Source organism: Allohahella sp. A8 (assembly GCF_047946665.1).
In the GTDB taxonomy this organism is placed as follows: Bacteria; Pseudomonadota; Gammaproteobacteria; order Pseudomonadales; family Oleiphilaceae; genus Allohahella.
Genome location: NZ_CP172312.1, coordinates 4,209,049 through 4,234,392, shown reverse-complemented (window position 1 = coordinate 4,234,392; position 25,344 = coordinate 4,209,049). Strand labels below are relative to the sequence as shown.

Here is a 25,344-nt window from a genome sequence, read left to right as displayed (position 1 = left end):
GATCAGATTGTGATCTGGTCCAGCTTTCCGCTGTAGTTAGACGCCGATAGGACCGCCATCGTTGCGACGAACGACCACTGTAGACGCCCGCGGTCTTACCGTTACGCCCTCAGGTGCAGCCTCCGCGGCATTATCACTGAACGGCCAGTTGCCCGGATGCTGGATGTTGACGAAAAAGGTGGTGTGATCCGGGGTGAATGCCAGTCCAGTCACTTCACAGCCGTTAGGCCCTACGAAGAAGCGACGAAGCTCATCCTGGTTGGAAGCATCCACCACGCGCTGGTCATTGTTACTATCCCGCAGTCTGGAAGGCACAACGGCGAGCATCTGGTCGTTAGTCTGTTCGGTGACAGCTTCCGCACCGTTGTCCGTCTGTATCCACATGATGCCGCGACCATCGAAGATCAGGCCATCTGGACTGGCAAACTGGTTGGCAGTCGTCAGGCCAGATCGATTGGTGTCAGCATCGGCAATCGCAGGCGCGCCAAACACGAAGATTTCCCAGTTGAAGCGGTCTATGCCGTCTTCATTCCACCGAACGATATGACCAAACTCATTGCCGACTCTCGGACTGACGGCTGCGGCCGTCTCGCGATCACTGTTGTTGGTGAGCGTGAAATAGACGGTGCCATTGACCGGGTCCACTGCAACCCACTCCGGACGGTCCATAGGCGTGGCACCCACAGCGTCGGCGGCACCCGGGGTATTGAGAATGATGTCAGCCTGCGTTGCAAACAGACTGCCAAGTGTCTGGCCGTCAGTAGTGACGCTATCGAGCGTCAATGGCAGCCAATCGCCGGTGCCATCCTCGTTGAAACGGGCCACGTACAAGGTGCCTGCATCCATGTACTTCGAGCCGGTGGCCAGACGATCGACTGGGTTTGCATCGGCCGCTGTCCAGAGCGCATCTGAAACGAATTTGTAGATATATTCAAAGCGGGAGTCATGCCCGGCATAGCTCACTACCGGTTCGCCTTCGACCAGCGGACCAAACGTTCTGCTTTCCTGTCGGAAGCGGCCAAGCGCTGTGCGTTTCACGGCTTTTGCCGTCGGATTGTACGGGTCGATCTCGACCGTATAGCCGAAGCCATTGGCTTCATTCCGGTAGTCTTCGAGTGCCGATGCGCCTGTTGGTGTATTGTCGAAGCGCGCAAATTCCTGGTCGACTTCGGATGGGTCGCCCGCAAGGTGGTGCCAGCCATAGCGAGTGCCATCGTTAGGTATGCCAAGGCGATCCTGATCGGCTGGGCGACTGGCAGCCGAGTTCATGAAGTACCCGGGCCAGTTCTCCTCACAGGTCAGATAGGTTCCCCAGGGCGTTGAACCATTGCCACAATTGTTGGAAGTGCCACGGGTCACATCGCCCGCAGGCGAATAGCGAGTCTGTAGGAGCGGGGAATTCGCCAGTGGGCCGGCAATGTCCATCTCTGTCGCGCCAGTGAATCGTCTGTTCAGTGGATCATTCGCGACCACCTGCCACTCACCATTGATCAATTGCACACGCACTACGCTGACACCATGAGCATTGATCTCCTTACGAATCTCTTCGGCACTGGTGCGCAGTTCAGTGACAGGATCAATGGTGGGCCCATCAGGGTGCAGCGCATCTTCATCGATATATTCATGGTTGATGACCAGCAGCCCATCCGTAGAGCTACCATCGATCGGGAAGAAATGCATGCCATCGTGATGCATACCCACCGCATTTTCCTGGTCAACGGCGGTGTTGGTGCCGTCAGGCCGGTAGGCCTGAGCTGTACTGTTCAGTGGCGTTCCCCATGGGGCAAGTATTCTGGCGTTGTAGCCCTCAGGGACGACAACCGCATCGGTTCTTGATCCGGGAATGGATTGAAAACCAAGAGTCTCACTGCTGCTGCCAAGTGTGCCGCGTGCTGCTGAAGATTTGTCGTCATCACTGCAGCCACTCAGGCCGAAGCCAGACAGCAGGGACATCCCGGCAACGCCAAGTCCACCTTTGATCAGGCTGCGTCGCGAAAGGTGCTTCTGCAACACCGTCGCAAAAGCTTCGTTGCTGCTGAGGTTATAAGTCTTTGGATCAAAGGTTGCCTTGCTCATGAACGGCTCCGACTGGCGTTATCGAATTTATTGAGACGCAAGAGTAGGAACCGAAAGTTACAGTTCGATTGAGCTAATGTGACAATTTTCTGACAGCAACAAACCAAGCGCTTGCTTGGTAAGAAGGCGATTGATAAGCTCCGCTCAGTTTCAATTGCCGACAAGGAACCCCCCGCCATGCCATTCGATGCATCCCATGATCAGGTTCGAATCACAGTCAGACGATTTGTCGAACGGCATATCCTGCCTTCAGTGAACGATTGGGAGGAAGCCGGCAGTTTTCCACGCTCACTGTATGAGACAGCCGGTAAGGCCGGCATACTCGGAATCGGCTACGAAGAGCGCTGGGGCGGTAGTGGCGAACACGACATATTCATGAAGATTGCTGCTTCCGAAGAACTGATGCGGTCTGGTTCGGGAGGGCTTGTCGCAGGTCTCGGCTCACTTGATATTGCGCTGCCACCGATCGCGAAATGGGCGAAGCCCGCCGTGAAGGCGCGCATCTTGCCTGAGGTAATTGCTGGAAAGAAAATCGCCGCGTTGGCAATTACCGAAGCTGGCGGCGGCTCTGATGTCGCCAATCTCGTGACACGAGCTGTACGCGAAGGCGATCATTACCGCATCAATGGCAGCAAGACCTTCATCACCAGCGGCATCCGCGCCGACTATTATACAGCAGCCGTACGAACTGGCGGTGAAGGACACGGTGGGATCAGTCTGCTGGTTGTTGATCGTGATACACCTGGCTTCACCCGGGGCCAGCCACTGAAGAAAATGGGCTGGTGGGCAAGCGATACTGCAGAACTGTTCTTTGACGACTGTCTTGTACCCGTCGATCATCTCATCGGCGTGGAGAATGCCGGTTTCATCGCCATCATGTCTAACTTTTTGATGGAGCGTCTGTCGCTCGCCATCATGGGTTACATGACCGCTCAGCTGGCCTATGACGAAGCCCTTGCCTATGCCAGGCAACGTCAGGCTTTCGGCCGGCCGATCAGCCGTTTTCAGGTGCTGAAGCATACCCTGGTGGACATGGCTTCGAAGGTAGAGGTTGCGCGACAATACACGTATTACGCGGCTGAACTCATTCAGGCGGGCAAGAATCCGGTGAAGGAAATCTCCATAGCCAAGAACCTGGCTACTGACGCCGCCGATTCGGTCAGCCATGACGCGGTACAGATCTTTGGCGGTATGGGTTACATGCGCGGTACGCTGGTGGAGCGGCTGTACAGGGACTCAAGAATCCTGTCTATTGGCGGGGGGACTCGCGAAATCATGAATGAAATCATAGCCAAACAGTTGGGGCTTTGAAGCCTCATTCACGACAGAATTTACCGGCAACACTCAGTAACAATATCTTTCCGACGCCCGCTGCACCTCAAGACTATACTGATTTTCACGTACAATACCTCGCCACTTTCCGTGGCTTACCCGAGTTGTAGCTACAACTTTGCGCACTTAATCTGGCTGGAAAAAATTGCATGTTGGGCGGTCTTCAATTACTTCACACCCTAAGAGCAAAGATAGTCACTGTTTTTGCCTTGTTACTGATCATATTCATCTCCTCCTCCCTGTTCGTGAACAAACGCATCAAGAACATCGGGCAGAATACGGATACTCAGATGCAGAGCATCCAGCAGCAGAACACCGCAATTCAAAAGCAGAACGAGCTGGTGGAAGAGCAGTTCGCTCTGGAAGAACGCCTTCAGTTGATCAACGCAATTCAGCTCACACTCAGTGAGCTTCAGTACCTTCACTTCACCGCAGCGCTGACCTCCGAATATGAAGCATTCGAAAAGGCCAACGATACGAAAGCGATGATTGCCACACAGATCGACCGCATTGGCGAGATTGATCCGTCCAGGCAGGGAAAAATAACGGAAATAAAGGCGGTTCTTGATAAGTATCAGGAACTCGGGCAGCGCATGTTCAAATTCTATGAAGACGACATGCCCCTGATGGCGCGGTCGATGGCAGAAGCCTCCCGTAGTGAAGCCGTCAAGGTCAGTGCCATGCTCAGCCAGATCCGTGAAGAGTATCAAAAGGTCAGGAAGGACATGGCCCAGGGAATATTGCGCGCTGGCAAGGATCTTGAGACAGCCGGCCGACAAGTCGCATCCGGCGGTGAGGCTATCCACCAGGCCGTCGATGATACGATAACCACCAGTCTCGCTACGATGGTCATCCTCTTAATCATGGCACCGCTTCTCGGATGGGCTTTCCTTCAGTCTGTATTGAAACTAATCCAGCGACTGAGCAAGGCTATCAACCGCATCGAGCGAGACAACGATCTCACCCAGCCATTGAACTACCAACATGCAGATGAGCTGCAGACTATTACGATCGCTTTCGATCGAATGCTCCTGAAATTCCGTGAGCTGATTGGACGATTGGGTGAATCAACTGAAACGCTGGAGGAGGCCGCGAATCGCAGTGAAGTTGGTAGCCTGGCACTGGCCAGTCACGTGCAGAGACAGCAGGCCGAAACTGCTCAGGTCGCAACCGCCACCAGTCAAATGAGTGCCAGCGCTCACGGCGTTCAGGAAAGCACCAAGACTGCCGCTGACCTTGCTGAGCAGATCAGCCAGCTTACCGTCGATAGCCAGAACGCCATGCGAGACTCAGTCAGCGCAATCGGGTCACTGGCCGACAGTATCAACAGTGCCAGTGGCGTCATCAACAAGCTGGCATCACGTGCTGAATCTATTGGCTCTGTGCTTGATGTTATTCGTGGAATTTCCGAGCAGACCAATCTGCTCGCGCTCAATGCCGCTATTGAGGCAGCCAGAGCAGGCGAAATGGGACGCGGATTCGCTGTCGTGGCTGATGAGGTTCGCAGCCTGGCACAACGTACCAGTGTTTCCACCACAGAAATTCAGGAAGTCGTGATCAATCTTCAGTCTGATGCTCAAAAGGCTGTCGACCAGATTGGCTCTAGTCTGCAGGGCAGCGAAGTCTCTATAGCAAAGATCGAAATCTGTCGGAGCGCACTTCAGGATATCGATAATGCGTTCGCACGGATGCATGAGATCAACCAGCATGTTGCTGAAGCCACAGCGGAGCAGAGTCAGGCCGTACAGAGCATCGACCGAAACCTGGTCAACCTGAGCCAGCAAAGCGAAGAAATTGGCTCTCATGCCGAAGAAACAAAAGACACGACGCATCAACTTTCGCAGGTCAGTATGACGCTCTCGAAAGCTCTAAGGCAGTTCCAATACTAGCTTGATTTGCCGGACGTCCCGTCCGGCGCCCTCAGGTTTTGAGGGTGCCGATGGGCGCGTCCAGAGACACGACTGGCACCAGCACGATATCGTGGATGCGCCAGTTCAATTCACGGCAGCTTATCGTAGCCTCATGTAGCTTCTGCGTCAGTTGCTCATCATTGTTTACGCTCACAAAGGCCTCCCCGAAATAGACGTGGCCGTCTTCGCGCATCCTCACCTGCACGTCATCGATCCACGGCAGTTGTCTGAGATGGCGGTTTACTACGCTCGGTAGATCATCGCGACCTGAACGGTCGACCTGTTCCGGCGACTCGTTCATAAGATCCAGAACGACTTGCTTCAGGTTGCCACAACCATCCCGCAGGATAGAGGCGGATATAGCAGCCGCAGCTACCGAATCGGCCCACCAATAGCCGAGCCCTACCCCTGTGATGCCAACCATTGCCGCAGCAGCTGTCATCCAGTCGGCCTTGTTCATGTCGGCATCGGCATATAAAACCTTGTCATGAATAGTATTGGCGAGCGGCATTTTCGCTCGTCCCAGAAAAAACGGCGGAATGGCTCCCCATAACAGGACGGGGTACATCGGCCAACCTTGCCAGAAGGTCGTACCAGCCACTGTCATGCCACCTATGGTGGGATGCTCCTGCATTACGAGCTTGCTCAGAGCGTCGTAGAGCAATAAGGCGCCCATCGTAAACAGAGCTAACGAAGCGCAGAGGAAAGCGATGGACACCACCCGGTGGTAGCCATACGGAAAGCGGGCATCTGGCGGCTTGTGCGCAAAATGACTGGCAGTGAGAAAGACAATCGGCGGAATGAGGCTCAGCATGTCCTCCATCCAGGCGGTTTTCATGGCCTGCGATGAACCCATAGTGAAATACATCAGTACGATGACGGAGATCAGGTAGGCGATTGTCCACCACTCCAGGCGGCGGGCTTTTAGAAGCGCGGCAGTCTGCTCAGCAGGAAATTCAAACCCGGTTCCTCGTTGCTTCATGGCTCGACTATCGCCTCCACGGTCGGTCCATTCAGAAACTTTTCCAGCTCCAGTAGCCAGCGATTCTCACCAGGTGCAAGGGCCAAGACATGCTCGTTTTCGCCTTGCACCAGATAGGGCTTGGTGAAGGCTACCGTTTTCCATGGTATGGATTTCTTCAATCCACCTATCACCAGATCCAGCTCATTGCGTTCAAGCGATTCGAGGAGAACGCTTTCGGAGCCTTCCTGCCATTCGATTTCTGCGTCCAGTTGCTCAGCGAGGCGCTCGACAAGCTGCACCTCAGTGCCGGAATAACGATCCTCATGAATGATGACCCACGGAGCCTGCTCGGTCAGGCCAACCCTCAGTATACCCTTATGCACCCGCTGGTAGGTGTCTTCAGGGTCCGTTGGCATCGTGCAGGCGGCTAGTGTGAGAAGGACTGACGCAAGCTGCAGATATATGAGGCTGTGTTTTCTGGTCATCGGACTTGGACCTCAACATCAGTGACTACTGCGGCTTGGGTACGTGAGTCCTGGATGACCGGACCGCTAGCAGGTAGAAGCGCGAGACAGCGTTCCGCCAGCTTGCCTATTCCGCTTTCTCGGGTCCTCGGTACAAACGCTGGATACTCGAGAAGTCCAGCTGGCCATTGCCCTGCTGGGCATGCAACAGAAACATGTTTCTCGCCAGGGCGCCCATCGGTATGGGGGCCTTGTTTCGGTCGGCATTGTCGAAGGCAAGACCGAGGTCCTTGTTCATCAGATCTACCAGAAAACCGCCTTTATAGTCGTTAGAAGCCGGCACACCTTCCATGACATTCGGCCAGGGGTTGTAGACATTGAGCGCCCAATTCCCCCCCGAACTCTGCCGCATGATCTCGGACAGCACGGCGGGATCGAGGCCATTTTTCTCCCCAAGGGCCAAGGCTTCGCAGGTACCGTTCATGAGGATGGCCAGCAGCATGTTGTTGCAGATCTTGGCAACCTGGCCGGAGCCATGCGGCCCTGCGTGAAATATATTCTTGCCCATGCCACTGAGGACCGGACCGGCCCTGTCGAAGGCATCGACTTCACCACCGCAGATAAAAGTGAGGGTGCCCGCTTTGGCGCCACCCACCCCGCCGGACACTGGCGCATCGAGAAAAACGACGCCTTGCTGGATTGCTTCAGCAGCAACTCGTCGGGCTGTTTCTGGAGCAATGGTGGAGCAGTCGATCACGAGCGTGCCATCAGTCAGATCTGCCAGTAGACCTGTTTCACCGAGATAGACCTGCTCGACATGCTTGCCTGCAGGTAGCATGGAAATGACGACCTCGGTATCCCGTACAAGATCCCGCAGGCTTTCAGCAGACTGTGCACCAGCGTCCACCAGTTCCGCCATCGCGGTGTCGGATAGGTCGAATACCTTCACGCTGTGGCCAGCCTTGAGCAGATTCCGCGCCATTGGGGCGCCCATGTTACCCAGACCGATAAAGGCTATTGTTGTCATCGTACTCTCCTGTATGCGCGAAGGACTGACCTCTCAGGCAGTCTGAAAAAAGCGATCTATCCAATCCGGCTCGAGTTCGGCAACCGTTCGGTAGCGCCACTTTGGATTCTTGTCCTTGTCGATAAGCAGTGCCCGTACACCTTCGGCGAATTCGCCAAGTTGGAGACAGCGGATAGACAGCTGCAACTCCTGTCTGAACACGCTTTCGAGATCCTCGTGCGCTGCCCGGTGCCATTGGCGCCAGAAGATGGCCATCGAAGTCGGCGAGGCTTTGCGCACGGCGTCAGCGGCTTTCTGCAGCATAACTGTCTCACCACTGTAGTTCGCCAGATTGTGAACAACTGTATGCAGTTCATCGGCCTCAGTCAGTGCATCGATCTCAGGCCGTGCCCTACACATTGCTGACTCAGGTAAGCTCTGCAGCGCGGCCTTGGCCTCCTGCTCACAGGCCCTATCAATTGCGGTGCGTGGATCATCGCCCAACCCAGGGCTCTGGCAGATTGCTGTCAGTAGCGCTTCGCGTTGATCGGCCTGGACGTAATGGTCCGCAAGGCCAACATACAACGCATCGCCGGCATTCATGCTCGCGCCAGTGAGCCCAAGGAACAGGCCGGTCCTGCCTGGCATTCGGTTCAGAAACCAGCTTCCGCCCACGTCGGGATACAGGCCAATCGAGCTTTCAGGCATTGCAATTCGAGCCGTCTCGGTCACGATCCGATGCGAGGCCCCGACGAACAAGCCGATACCGCCTCCCATAACCACCCCATGGCCCCAGGCAATTACAGGTTTGGGGTAATCATGAATCTGATAATCCAGCTCGTACTCTTCAGTGAAAAAGGCAATGCCTGCATCGAGACTGTGCTCATCATCACCGGTCATTGCCCGATAGAGTGCAACGATGTCGCCACCGGCGCAGAAGGCCCTGTCTCCTGTACCTTCGAGCCACACCGCCACCACTTGTGCGTCATCCGCCCAGCGCGTCAGCTGCGCATGCAAAAGCCGAATCATGTCGAGGGACAAAGCGTTCAGTGAGCGAGGCTGATTGAGACGCGCCATACCGATGAGATGACCACTGGCCGTCGGTCGGGTTTCGAAAACTACAGGGTTTTGGGAATCTGACATCGCCTAGCGGCCCTTCCATTCAGCAGGCCGCTTTTCCAGGAAGGCCTGGACACCCTCCTTCTGATCTTCGGTGGAGAACAGCTCGATGAACAATTCGCGCTCCATTCGCCAGCCATCAGCCTGGGACCGACTTTCACGGGCGCTCATGATGAGCTGTTTGCAACGGGATATGGAGCTTGGGCTTTGCTTGCTGGCGCCTAGGGCCAGTTCGTGCGCACGGCTCATCGACTCACCAGTCGCCACGACCTCCTCCACCAGACCAATCTTCTCCGCTTTTGCTGCATCGATACGCTCGCCACAGAGAATGAGCCGCTTTGCCCATCCCTCGCCTACCAGCCAGGGCAGATTCTGCGTACCGCCGGCACAGGGCAGTAGTCCAACACTCGCCTCTGGCAGGGCCATCTGGGCGTGCTCCTCGGCGATACGGAGGTCGCAGGCCAGCGCACATTCAAGACCGCCACCCATGGCGTAACCGTTGATTGCCGCAATTGAGACGCCTCTGAAATTCGTCAGTGCGGCGAAGGCTCTGCCAAAGGCCTGCGCCATCTGACTCGCTCTAGCCACGTCGCCATCAGCGAAGGTTTTCAGATCGGCGCCAGCCGAAAAGAACTTGCCACCCTGCCCGGTCACGATCAGCGCCTGGATAGAAGCATCCTCATTGAGATCATCAATGGCTGCAGCGAGTGCGTCGAGCGATTCGCGAGTCCAGGTATTGGCTGGCGGATTGTCGATCGTGATCACTGCGACATGATCATCCTTTTCGATTCGAATCAGATCGCTCATATTGTGAACTTCCTTCTGTAGTTGTGAGCCTCTGGAGACAAGGCCATTAGCGGATTGCTTCTGCCACACCTTCGAGCAATAGCCTGCGCGCGATAATGAGGCGCATCACTTCATTCGTGCCCTCAAGAATCTGATGAACCCGCAGATCCCTGACGTACTTTTCGATAGCATATTCGCGAATATAACCGTAGCCACCGTGGAGCTGGAGCGCTTCATTACAGACGTCGAAGCAGGCATCCGTGGCGAAGCGCTTGGCCATCGCACAATGCAGGGTGGCTTCGGGATCGGCATTGTCCAGCTTCCATGCCCCAAGCCGAACCATCTGCCGAGCGGCGACAAGGTTGGTGGCCATATCCGCCAGCCGGAACTGCAGCGCTTGAAAGGTTGCCAGCGGCTTGCCGAACTGCTCGCGCTCATGTAGATAGTTTCGCGCACGCTCCAGCGCAGCCTGCGCGCCACCCAGTGAACAGGTAGCGATGTTCAGCCTGCCGCCATCCAGCCCCTTCATGGCAATACGAAAGCCCTCACCTTCCTGACCCAGCAGATTCTCGACGGGCACGCGCACACCATCGAAACTGATCTGGCCAGTGGGCTGACTGTGCCAGCCCATCTTCTGCTCCAGCTTGCCGTAGTGGATGCCGTCGCTATCGGCAGGTACCACAAAGGCGCTGATGCCAGTCGTCCCGCTATCCGGTGCGCCTGTTCTTGCCATCACTACCAGCACCTGCGTAGCGCCTGCGCCTGAGATGAAGGCCTTCGAGCCCGTCAGTACATATTCGTCGCCGTCACGAACAGCCTTGGTCTTCAGACTACCCGCATCGGACCCTGAGCCCGGCTCGGTGAGGCAATAGGAACCCAGCAGCTCACCGCTGGCCATCCGTGGCGTGAGACTCTCTCTAACGGATGCGGTCGAGAAGTTGGCGACCATCCAGGTAGCCATATTATGAATCGTGAAGAAGGCAGCGGTAGACGGACAAGCTGCGGCCAGCTCCTCGACGATGATCGAGGTATCCAGTCTGGAGAGACCGAGCCCGCCCAGATCAGTCGGTGTATAGAGCCCACAGAAGCCTAGATCGCCCCCCTCACGAATGACCTCGACCGGAAAGGTGTGGTCGACGTCCCATTGGCTCGCAAAGGGTGCCATGGCCTTATCGGCAAAGGCCTTGGCCGCTTCACGGTAGGCGACCTGATCATCACTCAGTGCAAAATCCATCTGGCAGACCTCTGCTTATCGCATCTGTATTGAGAAATTTGTGCCCGCCACAGCATCGCTGGAGAACCAGCGGGCCGTCACTGTCTTCGTCTCGGTATAAAACTTTACGGCCTGCTTGCCGTAAGCGTGCTGGTCACCGTAGAACGAGCCCTTCCAGCCTGTAAAGGAGAAGAACGGCATGGGGACCGGAATCGGAATATTGATCCCGACCTGACCCACCTCGACCTCATGCTGATAACGCCGTGCGGCGCCGCCTGAACTGGTAAAGATTGACGTACCATTGCCGTAGGGGCTGGCATTCACGAGATCCAGCGCTTCATCCAGTGAGGCGACTTCCATACAGCACAGCACGGGGCCAAAGATTTCCTCCGTATAGATGCTCATGTCTGCCTGCACGCCTGCGAACAAAGTCGGACCTACCCAGTTGCCATTCGGCAAGCCATCAACGCTGCAGTTGCGACCATCGAGCAAAAGCCTTGCACCGGCCGACTCGCCTTCACCAATCAGCTTTTCCACACGGGTCTTAGCCTGTGCGCTGATCAGCGGACCGTAACTCGCGCCAGCGTCATCCCATGCACCGGGCCTGACCTGGGCAAGCCGTTCTTTCAGCTCCGGTATCCAGCCCTGCGCCTCGCCAACAAATACAGCCACTGAAATTGCCATACACCGTTGACCTGCGGCACCAACCGACGCACCAACCAATGCACTCAGCACCTGATCCTTGTCCGCGTCAGGCATGATGACCATGTGATTCTTGGCGCCGGCGAAACTCTGCACCCGCTTCATATTACGGGTACCGGTTTCATAGATATAACGACCCACTGGCACCGAACCGACGAAGGAAATGGCCTTGATGGCCGGGTCGCTTAGCAGCCTGTCGACCTGCTGTTTACCGCCGTGCACCACCTGGAGCACTCCTTTTGGAGCGCCGGCTTCTTCGAACAACTCCGCCAAACGCATCGGCGTAAGAGGGTCCTGCTCCGAGGGTTTAAGGATGAAAGTGTTCCCGGTAACGATGGCCATCGGGAACATCCATAGCGGAATCATCGCCGGGAAATTGAAGGGCGTGATACCTGCGCACACGCCGATCGGCTGAATGTAGGTGTAGGTGTCGATATTGCGGGCGACGTTCCCCGCGGTTTCACCCATCATCAAGGATGGCGCATTCGCGGCATGTTCGACGACTTCAATGCCACGCCAGACATCGCCTTTGGCATCCTCGAAAGTCTTGCCTGTTTCCTGGGAAAGTATTTCCGCGAGCTCATCATGATGTGCCTTGAGCAGGGCCTGGTAACGCAACATCAGTCGCGACCGCTCCGGTACCGGCACTTCGCGCCAGGTTCGGAACGCTTCAGCGGCACTGGCAATTGCACGGTCCATTTCAGCATCCGTGGTCGCTGGTGCACGGGCAATCACTTCCCCCGTCGCTGGATTGGTAACATCGATCCATTCCGTTGTCTGGCTCTGGACGAATTCGCCTTCGAGGAAGAGTGGCACCTGCTTCATGATCTTTCACCTGAATATCTGTCTGAGTCGTCGATGCTAGCATGAGGCAGCAGCACGGGTGGATTGACTAAGTTTCGACAGTAATGGACTATCTTTCGATTCATACCTGTTATTTACGAGTTGCCTGAGGCTTGAAGCTGATGACGAGAACCTCACAGTGGCCACTGCCGCCGGGCAGTACGCGGTATATGGTACCAGGCCCCGTGGCACAGGAGCTGGCACGTCACCCCCTCACCCGTGACCTTTATCCTCTGGCTTTCGGTCACTACCGGCACGCTGCCGGTCACCATATGCACCGGCAGCAGCATTCGGACAATCTTTTGATCTATTGCAGCGACGGCCAGGCCTGGCTGAATGTAGAGGGTGAGCCCCTGACGGTCACGCCGGGAGATCTGCTGTTGCTTCCTCGTGGCGCCTCACACCGCTATACAGCGGACCCCGGCCATCCGTGGACCGTGCACTGGGTGCACTTCGGCGGTGAGCTCGCCGATCTTTTCTGCGATCAACTCGGCTTCGGTGGAAAATGGATACGCCACGTCGGCCAGCAGTCCCGCCTGCTTGTCGACTTCAACGGCCTCCTCGCCGTGCAGCATACCGGCTATCGCCTCGCCCGACTCATCCACGCGTCGAATCGACTGCGGCAGCTATTGACTGCCATACCGCTCAGTAGCGATATCGAAGCTTCGAAACCTGCGCTGGCAATCGACGATATTCATGGCTACATGAGAGAGCATCTGGACGAACGACTCACCCTTGCGCAGCTCGCAGAGATTGCCGGTCTTTCTGAGGCCCACTTCGCTACCCGTTATAAGGCGTTGACTGGAGAATCACCAATTCAGCACTTTCTTCATCTTAAAATTGAGCAGGCCTGCCAACTGCTCGATACTACCAGTCTGAGCTTCCGCGCCATCAGCTCTGCACTTGGGTACGATGACAGCTACTACTTTTCGAGACTGTTCAAGAAGATCATGGGCCATTCGCCCACAGCATACCGCCAGATGCACCGACACCAGGCTTGAAGAAGAGCCAAGCGGCTCGTCTGGGCGTAGCTGTATTTATCACCCAGCACGTAAAACGAGGCACGCATGCAGACTACGGTACCGTCCGATACCCACAGCAAGATCATCGGTTACCTGTTATGGATATTTGGCTTTCTAGGCGCGCACCGTTTCTATTATGGCCGCCCCATCACGGGCACAATCTGGTTCTTCACCCTTGGCTTGCTCGGCATCGGCTGGCTGATAGATCTGTTTCTCATTCCGTCGATGGACCGCTCCGCAGATAGACGCTATACCGCGGGCAGCACCAATTACACCATTGCCTGGGTGCTACTGACCTTCCTCGGCGTATTCGGCCTACATCGCCTATACCTGGGCAAGTGGATCACCGCCATATTGTATTTCTTCACCGGTGGTCTGTTTTTGTTAGGTGTGCTGTACGACTTCTGGACACTCAACGAGCAGGTCTCGGAAGAGAACCAACTTCTGCACTAGGCTGCGGTCCTCCTTTGCTGGGACTGTTGCTAGGAGGCTGCCCGCGAAGTGGGGTATGATCCGACAGCGAATCAACGCCCAGCGCCCTGTGCAGGAGTTTCATGGATCAGTCCACGCTCAATAGCCTTGTCTCAGCTTTTGACGCCGCGCCTTCGCCTCATCTGGCGAAGGTCATTCTGCTGGCCTATGTCGGCCGCAATGAGCCGGGTGAAGCGCTACGCTTCATACCCGCCCTCAGCCCGACACTTGACGATAGCGAAGTTCGTGAGATAGCTGGCGCCATTGCTGGTGCCAGCGACGAAGCGCTCCTGAGCGCTTTCGCCGATACTCTGCAGAGCCAGCAGTTCACGCTTCTCATCGAGGCACTACTCGACCAGGGCCGCGGCCGCGAAGCACGGACGCTTTACCTCAAGGCCGCCCGCAACGACCCGAGTGTCCGGTCCGAGAATCTCGACGCTCGGCTCGAACTGCAGGATGCTAAAGCAAAGCTGAAGATTGTCGAAAAAACCGATTTCGCGGAAGTGACGCAGCTCGCGCGCTACCGTCAGGCCACCACGACCTTCGACGACGTGGTGGGCTTGGTCAATATCAAGAAGCAGATTCACAAGAAGATCATTCTGCCCTTCCAGAAACCCTCACTGTTTCAGCGATTCAAGAAGAAAGTTGGCGGCGGCGTGCTACTTTACGGCCCCCCCGGCTGTGGCAAGACATTACTTGCACGGGCAACGGCCGGAGAGTGTAAATCCGCCTTCTTCAACATCGAAATATCCGATGTGCTCGATATGTACATCGGTGAATCTGAGCAGAAGCTCCACGCCATCTTCGAAAAGGCCCGCAATGAAACGCCAAGTGTGCTGTTCTTCGACGAGCTCGAAGCCCTGGCTGGCAAGCGTGAGCATGCGCGAAGCAGCTCGAGCAGCAACACCGTAAGCCAATTTCTGACTGAGCTCGATGGCTACGCGCAGAACAACGAAGGTGTACTGGTGCTGGCGTCGACCAACGTACCCTGGGCCATAGACTCAGCTTTCCTGAGGCCTGGGCGTTTTGACCGCATGTTCTTCGTTCCCCCGCCAGACAAGCTTGCACGTGCAGCCATTCTGCGTCATGAGATGAAAGGCCGACCAAGTGAGGACGACATAGATTTCGAACTGATTGCTGCCAAGACTGTCGGTTACTCGGGAGCTGATCTTTCGAACCTCATCGACATGGCGGCAGATGAAGCGATTGACGAATCGATGGAAGCCGATCGGGAAGTCGCCATAGGCATGCGCCATTTCAAGCAGGCTGTTGGCGAGAGCCGGCCCACCACGACAGAGTGGATGACCACGGCGCGAAACTACGCCCGCTATGCCAATGATGGCGGCCGCTACAATGAAGTCGTCGAGTTCCTCCAGAAGCATGGCAACTGATATGGTGACGTACTGATGCCGGGTTACGACATTATCGACGAGCCGAAACCGCGGCTGCAGGAGAATTTCATCGTCGATCCTACCGCAATCTTCTTTGTCAGCATCTTTCTGCCGCTGCTTTGGGTGCCACCGTTGCAGGGTCAGTACTGGCTACCCTTCGTATGGGTGATCGCTAACGGCTATCTGCTCGGCAGCCCTACTTTGAAAAAAGAGATCGGCATTAGCATCGCCGGCATTCTGGTCTGGCTGGGCTTCTCTATCGGTGCGGTATACCTTACTGAGTTTGTCGGATTCGCACTCGAAGCCACAGCACCCTACATCAGAATATTGTCGAAAGGCATTTTCTTCCTCGCCCTCTATCTCGTGGTGCTGAAGCAGTCGGCGCCCTACGCGGTTTACCGCTACGTGAAGGAGCAGGCAAGCCATTGATGGAGACCTATAGAATCGAGTCGATCTGGCGGGCCATGCGCCTTGGCCAGCATGCCCAGGCCATCGACCTCCTGAAACAGGTGCTGGCGGATGATCCCCAGAGTGCCCTGCCGCACGCCTTGCTGGCTTCGAACCTCATTGCACAGGGCCGCCTCCACGCCGGTGAGCATGAACTGAAAATAGCGCTTAGCCTGGACCCGAATACAGCCTGGTTCTACCTCAGCTATGCTCGTCTGTGCACCCTCAAGAACCGCCCCAGGGAAGCAATCCAGTTCTGTGAGCAAGCACAGTCGCTGGAGCCTCAGAATGCCGAACCACTGTTTATGCTAAGCGAAATCTATCTGCACCTGGATGACCGCCCGGCAGCAGAAGCGTGCCTGAAGCAGGCCGCGAGCCTCGAGCCTGACTCGCGGCGGCTCGAAGTCGCTTTGGGCGAATTCTATCTTTCCGGCGGCAAGTTCGACCTGGCCTTGCAGCATGCCAGGGAAGCCCTGCGTGCAGACGCCGGCGACGCCGATGCCAACCTACTGATGGGCAAGATACAGCTAGCGCTGGGCAACAGTGACGACGCCGAATACCACGCCAAGTTCGTCATCAGCAATAACCCTTCATCGAAAGAAGCGCTCCGCCTGTTCAGCCACGTCAAGATGCGGCGCAATCCCTTCCTCGGTCTCTGGTGGCGCCTGAACTCGAAGATCGCTGCGCTTGGCAATACCAAAGGCGCGTTCGTCATCATCATGGCCTTTCTCTTCTTCAATCTCCTTGCCAGGGCTATCCTCGATCTTGGTTACCCGACTACTTCGCTGGTGCTTTCACTCGGCTGGGTGGCACTGGTGCTGTACTCGTGGATCAGCATCCCGATGTATCACCGCGCACTGAAAAAAGAGCTGGAAGAATTCTCGTTCAGGAAGGATTACTGAGCCCGGATCGGCGGATAAGATGGAAAAGTCTTCATCCAGGGTCTTTACTTAGATCACTGGCCCATACCTGACTTTGCTTCGGACGTTCTCGTGGCACCACTGCTAGGGCCCGGGAGACCGCAGATGAACCCAGATTCCCCGACATCAAGCTTTTTCACCCGCTTCGGCATACTGCAGCGCGCACTGCTGATGAGCGCGCTCTTCGTCCTTGTGCTCATCGTCAGCTTCGTGTTTGTCGGGTCCGAGGTAGACAAGATGCATGGCACGGCTGACAAGGTCGGAGAGGCGGTCGATAACCAGAACCTCACCCTCCAGGAACAGTCTGGTCTACTCGACAGGCAGCAGGCTGTGATGAAACTGCAGTCCCTGGTGCTGGAAGCGTATAACCAGTACAACATTCTCATCTACTGGCGATTCGACTCCGTGATCACCGGCGAGCCAAACGCCATTACCGAGGCTAAAAAGGCTGAACTGGCGTTGCGCGCCAAACTCGACGAAATTTCGCAGAACAGTGAGGAGACTGCTGAGTCAGCAGAAGTCCTCGAGTACTACATCGATAGATTCAACCAACCCATGACGACGGCCTTCGAACTTGTCCAGGCTGATGCAGAGCCCTTCGCCATTCGTGCACAGGTCGGTCAGGCCCAGGGCCACAGTCTTGCGATGAACAGCATGTTCGAAGGCTTACTGGCGTCGGCGGCCGAGGCGGTCAAGGCAGCCAGTGATGGTGTCGTTGCCACCGGAGAGCGGATGGGGGTTTCTGCTGGGCGCGTCTCAGAGGCCCGAAGATCTCTGATTTCCAGAGCAGCAGATCTCTCCACTTCAGTGCTCGTGATTCTTGCCGTAGCCGCCTGTATCACGATAATTGTCGGCGGAGGTCTGGCATTTTCCATCACCCGCCCAGTCAGTCGGCTTACCAAGGTCATCGGCGACATCGAACGTCAGTCTGATCTCGGCCGAAGAATTCGTTATGACCGACAGGATGAGATTGGTGATATCGCCCGTGCGTTGAATCGAATGTTCGAGAAGTTTCAGCAAAGTCTGCTTCAAGTGGCGAGTACCGGCTCTGCATTGCAGCGAATGGCAGACGAGAGCGCGACCGTCAGCAAGGCCACCTGCAGCACGGCAACAGACATGATGTCTGAAGCAGATCAAGTGGCCACGGCGAGCAACGAAATGGCTGTGACCGTCAAAGGCATCAACGACAGCACCAGTGCAGCGGTCGCACAGGTCGAGGCGGCGGTTGCAGCCTGTGAAGCCGGACGCAACAGTATCGGCAGCACTACGCACGCCATGTCACTTCTGGCCTCACAGATTCAGGAGACTGCTGAAGACATCAGGGCTCTGGTCAGGAGTACTGATCAGATCGGCTCTGTCCTGGAGGTAATCAGAGGTATTGCTGAACAGACCAACCTGCTGGCGCTCAACGCAGCTATCGAAGCTGCCAGAGCTGGTGAGCAGGGACGCGGCTTCGCTGTAGTCGCAGATGAAGTAAGAAACCTCGCCAAACGCACTCAAGACAGCACGGCACAAATTCAGCAGATGATCGGTGAGTTGCATTCGGGCACGGAACTCGTTGTTGGCAGTATCGAGCGCGGTCGCCAAAAAGCCGAAGTAACACTGCAACAGGCCGACACCTCGACCAATGCCATAACCACTATCCTGCAAGCTGTCGGAGCGATCAGTGTGACCAATCAGCATATCAGTGAAGCCACTCGGGAACAGATGCTGGCTGCAGAAAGCATCGATCAGAGCATCACGAGCATCAGTCAACTGTCCAGCCGCCTCACGCAGGCTGCGGAAGCGACATCGGCCACCAGTGCTGGTCTCAAGGGCATGGTAAGTGAGATGAATCAGGTGGTTAGCAGCTTCAAGCTAAAAGGTTGATTGCACCGACTGCCTACCTCGGCGCTCACATCGCAGCTACAATCGACAGCTCATTTTAACTGAGCGCTGCTTGCCGCCATGCATGATTTGCACGTTTATCAGTACCTTCTCATTGGAGTCGTATTTATCTGGAGCGGTTTTGTTCGTTCTGGCCTTGGCTTCGGCGGCGCAGTGCTGTCGCTGCCGTTTCTCCTGCTCATCGTCAATGACCCACTGGTGTTTCTGCCACTGATTGCTGTGCACCTGTTGGTATTCGCCTCGCTGACCATCGTGCTCAACAATCGCCGACAACCCGCAGTGGCGGCTGGTCTGACCGGTTCGTCAGGCGTGGATGCTGCCCTGATGGCTCAGCGCGACAGCCCACATGGTGCTACAGTCGACTGGCCCTACCTCTGGAAGATCCTGGGGATCATGATCGTGCCGAAGATCATCGGCGTGCTTGGGCTCATCACCTTGCCGCCGCAGATCATGAGTATCATCATTTTCTGCATCGTGACTGCCTACGCGGTCAGTTACATCCTCGATCGGCCGTTCAAAAGTAATAGTCCAGTGCTCGACACGCTATTTCTGATGTTCGGTGGCTACATCAGTGGAACCTCTCTCATCGGCGCACCACTCATCGTTGCGGTCGTCGCCCAGCACCTCGATAAAGCCCAATTACGCGATACGCTATATGCGCTGTGGATCATACTCGTGTCGATCAAGATCGCCGCATTCATTTGGGCCGGGGTCGAGATGCAGCTGATTCACCATATGTGGCTACTCCCCTGCGCCGGTGTTGGCCATGTGATCGGGCTTCGGTTTCACCAGCACATGATCAGGGCCGAGACGAAGGTCTTCTTCCGCTGGCTCGGTTCCGTGCTGCTGCTGGTCAGTGCGATTGGGCTATGGAATGTGTTGAGCGGCTAGGCCGGGCTTAAGCGCATTATTAGCGCAGGGTCGCAACGTGCCTTAAACCGCCGAGCTGATCCATCTGTTCCTGAATCCAGCCAACGCGGCTCTGCACATAAGGGCTTGGGCGAGCCACGCTGAAACGTTTCGGACTGGGTAGCACAGCGGCCAGTCGCGCAGCCTGGCCAGCCGTTAGATTACGGGCACTGATGCCAAAAAAATGCTGACTGGCCGCCTCTACACCGTAGATCGCCTGTCCACCTTCAAGGCCAAACTCCGCCACATTCAGATACACCTCCATGATGCGACGCTTGGACCAGACTATCTCGAGACTCACCGCCAGAGGCGCTTCCAGCACTTTTCGAATGGTCTGGCGACCGTTCCAAAGAAAAAGGTTCTTTGCAGTCTGCTGGGTTATCGTACTGGCGCCCCGGAGCGAACGGCCGCGTCGGTAGTCTTCAACTGCCGTGGCAATGGCGCCTGGATCGATACCCCAATGGGACAGGAAGCGCTGATCTTCACTGGCGATCACAGCAAGTGGCATCCATGGCGATATCTGCTCCATATCGACCCACTCGTACTGAATTCGTCGCTGCTCGTTGGTAAGGCTATCTGCAAACATCACGGCAGAGCTCGGCGGATCCACGACTCGGAAGATCCCGATGATCAGCAATACGAATAGCAGGCTGCCTAGACAGATCCAGGCTAACCAGCGGGCGGCGCGTCGCAGACCGTGCCTGAGCCTCAAACGTCATGCTCCGTAGCGTTGATGAACGAGTAAACAGAGAAGTCATCGCGCTTCTGCCAACCTCGATTCTGCCAGTATCGTCTGGCCGCAGCGTTGTCATCGAGCACGAAGAGATGCGTTTTCAGTATGCCTTCCTGCTTCAGCGCTTCAAGACAGCGCCTGGTCAGCTCGGTACCAATGCCGGCACCCCGATGGCCCTCTCCCACCGTAAGATGCTGCAGATAGCCACGCTTGCCGTCATGCCCAGCCATGACTGTGCCGACGATCTCACCACCGTCCAGCTGCTGCTCGGCGACAAAGCTCAAGCCCGGATTTCGCTGAAGATATCGCGCTATGCCCTCACGCGAGTCCGCCTGACGCAGGCGCAAGCCTTGAGCGCCGCTCCAGAGTGCGATGACCTGCTCATAGTCTGCAATACTCATCTCGCGATAGACTATTTCGCGAGTGTTTGGCTGGGTCATTGGATACTGTTCCTGATCGTTTACCTGAGCCGAGACGATACACGACACTCGCTTGCCGCGGCAAAAATTCGCGGCACGAAACGGAATGCTCAGCCAGAGTCCAGGCGCTATCATGAACCATGATGGTATCGAAGCAGCAGAGTAAGGAGTCTGATGATGGCCACGATGGAAAAAGCACCCGACGAGCGCGCGATGTTGTCGGCGGTGGCGACGAGAGATGCACGCATGGATGGCAGGTTCGTCTATGGCGTCATCACCACTGGCATCTACTGCCACCCATCATGTCCATCGAGACCTGCACGCCCAGAGAACCTCCGTTTCTTTACAGACGCTGCGGCGGCTTCAGCCGCTGGCTTCCGAGCCTGCCGAAGGTGCCGAGCAGATGCGCCTGCGCTGAGCAGTCGCCTGCACACTATCGCACGTTTCATTCAGGCTGAAGCCGATGAAGTACTCGACCTCAAGACGCTTGCCTCCCTGGCCGAGCTCTCGCCTGCACGGTTTCAAAGAGCATTCAAAACTGAATTCGGCTCTTCACCGTTGGCATTCCAGCAGGCCTTCAGAGCAGAGCGCTTCAAGACAGCCTTGCGAGAAGGTAGCTCTGTCACTGCTGCCGGACATGGGGCTGGCTATGGCTCACCAAGCCGGGCTCACCTCCACGCAAAGCGCAGTCTCGGTATGATGCCATCGACCTTCCGTTCAGGTGGCCGTGGCGAGCACATCCATTTCGCGATTCGACAGACCAGCCTTGGTCTCATGATCATGGCCGCATCCTCACAAGGCCTGTGCCTGGTGGAGTTCGGCGATACGGAAGAGGCGCTTTATCAGCAGCTGGAAGCCAGCTTTCCCAATGCCGAGCTGCTACCAAGCCCCCAACGAGCCAAGCCTGCACTCGAGGCCTGGACGCTGGCGCTCGAAGCCCATCTCCGCGGCTCGGGCCCGAGACCTGACCTGCCACTGGATCTTCGTGGCACCGCCTTCCAGGTGTCTGTATGGCGCTTCCTGCTGACCATTCCCTGCGGCGAGACCATAAGCTACACAGCGCTGGCGGCAGGTATCGACAGACCGAGCGCGGTGCGAGCTGCTGCCACTGCCTGCGCAGCGAACAAGATAGCGGTACTGGTCCCCTGTCATCGAGTATTGCGTGGTGACGGGCAGCTTGGCGGCTATCGGTGGGGGCTGGCGCGTAAACAGGCGCTACTGCATAGCGAAAAAGCTCATTCGTAGTTACCAAAATTATCAGTGGACGCAAAAAACCTCTATTTGATACTAAAAATACCGCATATCGAACGTTAGTTTTTTGACGCAGCTCTACGCATTAGTACGCACCCCTTCAATCTGCCATTTTCTTGACTCGAAACCTGTAACAATCTGTTGCTTTTCCATTTCATCAAGCGTGGAAATGTTTACTTTCGAATTTCCGCGGATTCCCGCCGCTTTTCCGTCGCAGAAGCAGTCTACTATTCGATCATGTTCTGCCGATGTATGAAATTCAGCCAGACGGGAATTCAGTCAAAATGAATCGATCAAGCAAGCCGAAACGAGTTAAAGCCAAAGGCACTGAGCAGTTGCTACGCAAGCCACTTTTCTGGATGGCGTCCACTGCCTCCCTGACGGCTATTGCTGTAGCTATCACGATTGCCAGCAACGACATGCTTGATCAAATCGACTCTGCCACTGGAGCAGTCGCCACCGCGCCGCAGGCTGAGCTCAGCAATGCATATAGCAACGCGTGGGCAACGCCGGTGCTGGTGGAGGCTCCAGTAGCCGTATCAGCGACAGCTGAGGACCTTCCTGCGGTCGACTCCCCAGTGGCAATCGCCTCCGTAGAAGACGCTTTCGCGGCCGAGCACCTGATTGACGAGAATAGCGACTTCGGTTTCACGGTTACTGCGCAGCAGGAAGCCCGATACGAAGAGATCAACACTAATGCCAGCTATCCGGATCTCGAGACTCGCATGATCGAGATGCAGGCGCGCAGAGATGGCAAGCCCTTCGATGCAGAAGCCGTGTTGGCCGCACTGGCGACGCCCGCACCCTGGGCCGTTAACGACAGCGCTGTTGAGGCGCTGGACCTGACGCTTGAAGAGCAGCACGACGGTCGCGAATTTCTCAGCGTCGATCGCATGAAGATCGAATCACTTGTGGCAGGTGACCTTATCGAACTGCCGGTGGCATTCGAAGGCGGCATGATGCAGATGGAAGTCGAGCGGGTCGAAGTCGGCACGTCCGGCGCAGTGACCTGGCACGGCCGGATCACTGACTTCGAAGAAGAAAACCAGGTGTCTATTACGCAGGGTGAAGCCATTACCGTTGGCGGCATCACCACACCAAACGGCGTCTACATGGTGGAGTCCAGAGCGGAAGCCGGTTGGATAGTCCCCACCGGCACCCTGTTCAAGAACACGGAAGAAGAAGACGGAATACTACCTCCCGAGAACACGAATTCCTGATTTCTAAGATGCTGTCCTTTCGCCGGTCAGCCTAACCTTTGCAGTAGATTGGAGTTAGAGAAAAATGTTTCACGCCGTAGCCAAAACACGAAGCCAGAGCACCCAGAAGAGCTTCAGGAAAACTGTTTTTTCCGCAGCCTGCGCGAGCGGCCTGCTCATGTCAGCAGTCGCGAGCGCCGCGACCGTCGATGTACTCGTTGCCTATGACAGTGCAGCGAAAACCAAGCTTGGCGGTGAGCCAGCGGTTGCCATGCAGAGCTGGGTCAACCAGATCAATGGTTACTATGCGAATTCCCAGATCGATGTCCAGCTCCGCCTTGTAGGCACCGTTCTCCACGAAGAAGCATCCTCAGACATGTCAACCATGCTGCGCAGCCTTCAGGCGAACGCCGACATGCGTACTCAGCGCGATAAGCTCGGCGCAGATTTCGTCGTCATGATGAGCCCGAAAGCCAGCTGTGGTATCGGTTATATTTCTGTACTCGCAGCCTATGCCTATAGCATCGTTGGTCCACAGTGCGGGCCAATGACCATGGCTCACGAGCTCGGTCACAACATGGGTCTCAACCACTCCCGCAAGCAGGGCAATACTGGCGGTTATCGTTACGCCTATGGTCTGGGTCATGGCGTGGACTACTCGTTCAGCACCATCATGGCCTACGCCCATGTGTACTCGACCTCGCGAATGGGCAAGTTTTCCAACCCGAACGTCTCTTGCAATGGTCAGCCTTGCGGCATTCCAGCAGGCAAGCCAGGCGAAGCAGACTCTGCCCTGGCCATCAACAACGTCAAAGCCGAAATTGCGGCGTTCAAACCAACTGTCAGTTCAGCGCCCGTGTCTACTAGCCCGGCGCCTGTCACGACAAACCCGACACCAGCTGCCGGCAAGACTTACAGCTTCGTTGCAGCGCATAGCGGCAAGTGTCTGGATGTGAGCGGCAATAGCAAAGTTGATGGCGGCACCCTGGCTCAGTGGACCTGTCACGGCGGTCTCAACCAGCAATACACAGCGACAGCCGTTGGTGACTACATGACGCTGAAAGCAAAGCACTCCGGCAAGTGTCTGTCGATCGAGAGCAACAGCACATCCGATCGTGCCCGTCTGGTCCAGGCGACCTGTGACACCAGTAACCACAGCCATCTGTGGAAGTTCCAGACCACAGGGAGCCATGTGAATGTGGTCAACAGACGCAGCGGTAAATATCTGGACATCCGTGGCAACAACTCTGACAACCGTGCCGCGGTTCAGCAGTACAGCGCCACTGGTGGAAGCAATCAGAAGTTCTCGCTCAAGGCGATGTAATTACTCCAGATCGAGAAGCCCGGCCAGTCCGGGCTTTTTTATGCTTGCCATTTGCTGGTCCCAGCCTAGAATCGGCCGCTCCCAAGCATCGAGACGCCGATAAACATGCCGAACACAGCCAATAACTCGCCGCTTGTCAGATGGCTTTCTGCCATCGAGTCTAGCCGGTATTTCCAGATCTCCGTCATTACAATCATCGTTATCTCCGCGTTGACGATAGGCGCGAAGACTTATTCGATCCCACCATTCATGGAGCAGGCGATTACCGTCCTGGACTGGGGGATCACGATATTCTTCCTGATCGAAATTCTGCTACGCCTCACTGTTCATCCTGACAAGAAACGCTTTTTTCGTGACCCCTGGAACCTGTTTGATACCATCATCGTGATAGGCAGCCTGATTCCTCTGGAGCAAGCTGGGTCGGTACTTATCGGGCGCTTGCTACGGGTTTTCAGAGTGCTTCGCCTGGTATCAGTCGTGCCCGAACTGAGATACCTGATCACGGCCCTGCTCAAGGCGATACCTCGAATGGGCTACATAGCCCTGCTCATGTTCATCATCTTCTACATCTATGGCGCAGTCGGCTCGCTGATGTTCGAAAAGATCAATCCTGAGCTCTGGGGCGACTTGTCTATTTCGATGCTGACACTGTTCCGGATAGCCACCTTCGAGGACTGGACAGATGTCATGTATGAGACGATGGTGCATCACCCGCTGAGCTGGATCTATTATCTCACCTTCATTTTCCTGACCGCTTTTATATTTCTCAACATGATGGTTGGCGCGATACTGGAGGTAATGACGGCCGAAACCAACAAGCAGGCCTTGGGAGAGGCGAAGGATGAGCGCGATAATATGGCGCTGCAGCTGACCCAGATACAGGCACAGCTGGTTGAATTGCAGCGGAGCATCGATGGCAGCGCAAAGATGGAAGGCACTGACTCGAAGGCCTAGGC

At 56.1% G+C, this 25,344-nt stretch carries 23 protein-coding genes; 13 read left to right on the top strand and 10 right to left on the bottom strand.

Features of this window, described 5'->3' with window-relative positions:
• Positions 1-36 precede the first annotated feature (36 nt).
• Complete coding sequence (locus ACH3PB_RS18980; protein WP_416397033.1) at positions 37-2,076, bottom strand: PhoX family protein; 2,040 nt, start codon at positions 2,074-2,076, stop codon at positions 37-39.
• Positions 2,077-2,253: 177 nt separating this feature from the next.
• Here ACH3PB_RS18980 and ACH3PB_RS18975 point away from each other — a divergent pair, with 177 nt between their 5' ends.
• Together ACH3PB_RS18975 and ACH3PB_RS18970 are read left to right on the top strand one after the other, a co-directional pair.
• Positions 2,254-3,387 (top strand): acyl-CoA dehydrogenase family protein, encoded by a 1,134-nt coding sequence (locus ACH3PB_RS18975; protein WP_416397032.1) that lies wholly within the window; start codon positions 2,254-2,256, stop codon positions 3,385-3,387.
• Between the two features lie 230 nt (positions 3,388-3,617).
• Positions 3,618-5,297: a methyl-accepting chemotaxis protein gene (locus tag ACH3PB_RS18970; protein ID WP_416397031.1), complete on the top strand. Its 1,680-nt coding sequence runs from the start codon at positions 3,618-3,620 to the stop codon at positions 5,295-5,297.
• 31 nt (positions 5,298-5,328) lie between these two features.
• Here the strand turns inward: ACH3PB_RS18970 and ACH3PB_RS18965 are convergent, their stop codons facing one another.
• The 7 genes from ACH3PB_RS18965 to ACH3PB_RS18935 form a co-directional block, all read right to left on the bottom strand.
• Positions 5,329-6,300 (bottom strand): cation transporter, encoded by a 972-nt coding sequence (locus ACH3PB_RS18965; RefSeq protein WP_416397030.1) that lies wholly within the window; start codon positions 6,298-6,300, stop codon positions 5,329-5,331.
• The gene (locus ACH3PB_RS18960; RefSeq protein WP_416397029.1) at positions 6,297-6,767 is read right to left on the bottom strand and encodes a transporter substrate-binding domain-containing protein; all 471 of its coding nucleotides are present in this window, start codon (positions 6,765-6,767) and stop codon (positions 6,297-6,299) included. The genes ACH3PB_RS18965 and ACH3PB_RS18960 overlap by 4 nt, the downstream gene beginning before the upstream one ends.
• A 106-nt stretch (positions 6,768-6,873) precedes the next feature.
• Positions 6,874-7,773, bottom strand: coding sequence for a 3-hydroxyisobutyrate dehydrogenase (mmsB, locus tag ACH3PB_RS18955; RefSeq protein ID WP_416397028.1), 900 nt, complete (start codon positions 7,771-7,773; stop codon positions 6,874-6,876).
• Positions 7,774-7,806: 33 nt separating this feature from the next.
• Positions 7,807-8,895 carry an enoyl-CoA hydratase/isomerase family protein gene (locus ACH3PB_RS18950; protein ID WP_416397027.1) on the bottom strand — a complete coding sequence of 363 codons (1,089 nt, stop codon included), beginning with the start codon at positions 8,893-8,895 and terminating at the stop codon, positions 7,807-7,809.
• Positions 8,896-8,898: 3 nt separating this feature from the next.
• The gene (locus ACH3PB_RS18945; RefSeq protein WP_416397026.1) at positions 8,899-9,678 is read right to left on the bottom strand and encodes an enoyl-CoA hydratase; all 780 of its coding nucleotides are present in this window, start codon (positions 9,676-9,678) and stop codon (positions 8,899-8,901) included.
• Between the two features lie 46 nt (positions 9,679-9,724).
• Entirely contained in the window at positions 9,725-10,891 is a 1,167-nt protein-coding gene (locus tag ACH3PB_RS18940) for an acyl-CoA dehydrogenase family protein (protein WP_416397025.1), read from the bottom strand.
• Positions 10,892-10,906: 15 nt separating this feature from the next.
• The gene (locus ACH3PB_RS18935; RefSeq protein WP_416399485.1) at positions 10,907-12,400 is read right to left on the bottom strand and encodes a CoA-acylating methylmalonate-semialdehyde dehydrogenase; all 1,494 of its coding nucleotides are present in this window, start codon (positions 12,398-12,400) and stop codon (positions 10,907-10,909) included.
• Positions 12,401-12,537: 137 nt separating this feature from the next.
• On the opposite strand from ACH3PB_RS18935, the gene ACH3PB_RS18930 reads away from it, so the two are divergent.
• From ACH3PB_RS18930 to ACH3PB_RS18900, 7 genes are all read left to right on the top strand, one after another.
• Entirely contained in the window at positions 12,538-13,416 is an 879-nt protein-coding gene (locus ACH3PB_RS18930) for an AraC family transcriptional regulator (RefSeq protein WP_416397023.1), read from the top strand.
• A 66-nt stretch (positions 13,417-13,482) separates the two neighbouring features.
• A complete protein-coding gene (locus ACH3PB_RS18925; protein WP_416397022.1) occupies positions 13,483-13,890 on the top strand; it encodes an NINE protein in 408 nt (135 codons plus the stop codon).
• Between the two features lie 101 nt (positions 13,891-13,991).
• Complete coding sequence (locus ACH3PB_RS18920; protein WP_416397021.1) at positions 13,992-15,299, top strand: ATP-binding protein; 1,308 nt, start codon at positions 13,992-13,994, stop codon at positions 15,297-15,299.
• Between the two features lie 15 nt (positions 15,300-15,314).
• Complete coding sequence (locus ACH3PB_RS18915) at positions 15,315-15,728, top strand: hypothetical protein (protein WP_416397020.1); 414 nt, start codon at positions 15,315-15,317, stop codon at positions 15,726-15,728.
• Positions 15,728-16,648 (top strand): tetratricopeptide repeat protein, encoded by a 921-nt coding sequence (locus ACH3PB_RS18910; protein ID WP_416397019.1) that lies wholly within the window; start codon positions 15,728-15,730, stop codon positions 16,646-16,648. Before ACH3PB_RS18915 ends, ACH3PB_RS18910 begins: the two co-directional genes overlap by 1 nt.
• A gap of 123 nt (positions 16,649-16,771) precedes the next feature.
• Positions 16,772-18,535, top strand: a complete 1,764-nt coding sequence (locus ACH3PB_RS18905) for a methyl-accepting chemotaxis protein (RefSeq protein ID WP_416397018.1) — start codon at positions 16,772-16,774, stop codon at positions 18,533-18,535.
• Positions 18,536-18,613: 78 nt separating this feature from the next.
• A complete protein-coding gene (locus ACH3PB_RS18900) occupies positions 18,614-19,444 on the top strand; it encodes a TSUP family transporter (RefSeq protein WP_416397017.1) in 831 nt (276 codons plus the stop codon).
• A gap of 19 nt (positions 19,445-19,463) precedes the next feature.
• Here ACH3PB_RS18900 and mtgA read toward each other — a convergent pair whose 3' ends face one another.
• The gene (mtgA, locus tag ACH3PB_RS18895; RefSeq protein WP_416397016.1) at positions 19,464-20,174 is read right to left on the bottom strand and encodes a monofunctional biosynthetic peptidoglycan transglycosylase; all 711 of its coding nucleotides are present in this window, start codon (positions 20,172-20,174) and stop codon (positions 19,464-19,466) included.
• Positions 20,171-20,635, bottom strand: a complete 465-nt coding sequence (locus ACH3PB_RS18890; protein ID WP_416397015.1) for a GNAT family N-acetyltransferase — start codon at positions 20,633-20,635, stop codon at positions 20,171-20,173. The genes mtgA and ACH3PB_RS18890 overlap by 4 nt, the downstream gene beginning before the upstream one ends.
• A gap of 153 nt (positions 20,636-20,788) precedes the next feature.
• On the opposite strand from ACH3PB_RS18890, the gene ACH3PB_RS18885 reads away from it, so the two are divergent.
• The 4 genes from ACH3PB_RS18885 (at position 20,789) to ACH3PB_RS18870 (ending at position 25,342) form a co-directional block, all read left to right on the top strand.
• Positions 20,789-21,859, top strand: a complete 1,071-nt coding sequence (locus ACH3PB_RS18885) for a bifunctional transcriptional activator/DNA repair enzyme AdaA (protein WP_416397014.1) — start codon at positions 20,789-20,791, stop codon at positions 21,857-21,859.
• 290 nt (positions 21,860-22,149) lie between these two features.
• Complete coding sequence (locus tag ACH3PB_RS18880) at positions 22,150-23,085, top strand: hypothetical protein (protein WP_416397013.1); 936 nt, start codon at positions 22,150-22,152, stop codon at positions 23,083-23,085.
• A 64-nt stretch (positions 23,086-23,149) separates the two neighbouring features.
• A complete protein-coding gene (locus ACH3PB_RS18875; protein WP_416397012.1) occupies positions 23,150-24,388 on the top strand; it encodes an RICIN domain-containing protein in 1,239 nt (412 codons plus the stop codon).
• Positions 24,389-24,493: 105 nt separating this feature from the next.
• Positions 24,494-25,342: an ion transporter gene (locus ACH3PB_RS18870; protein ID WP_416397011.1), complete on the top strand. Its 849-nt coding sequence runs from the start codon at positions 24,494-24,496 to the stop codon at positions 25,340-25,342.
• Positions 25,343-25,344: the final 2 nt, after the last annotated feature.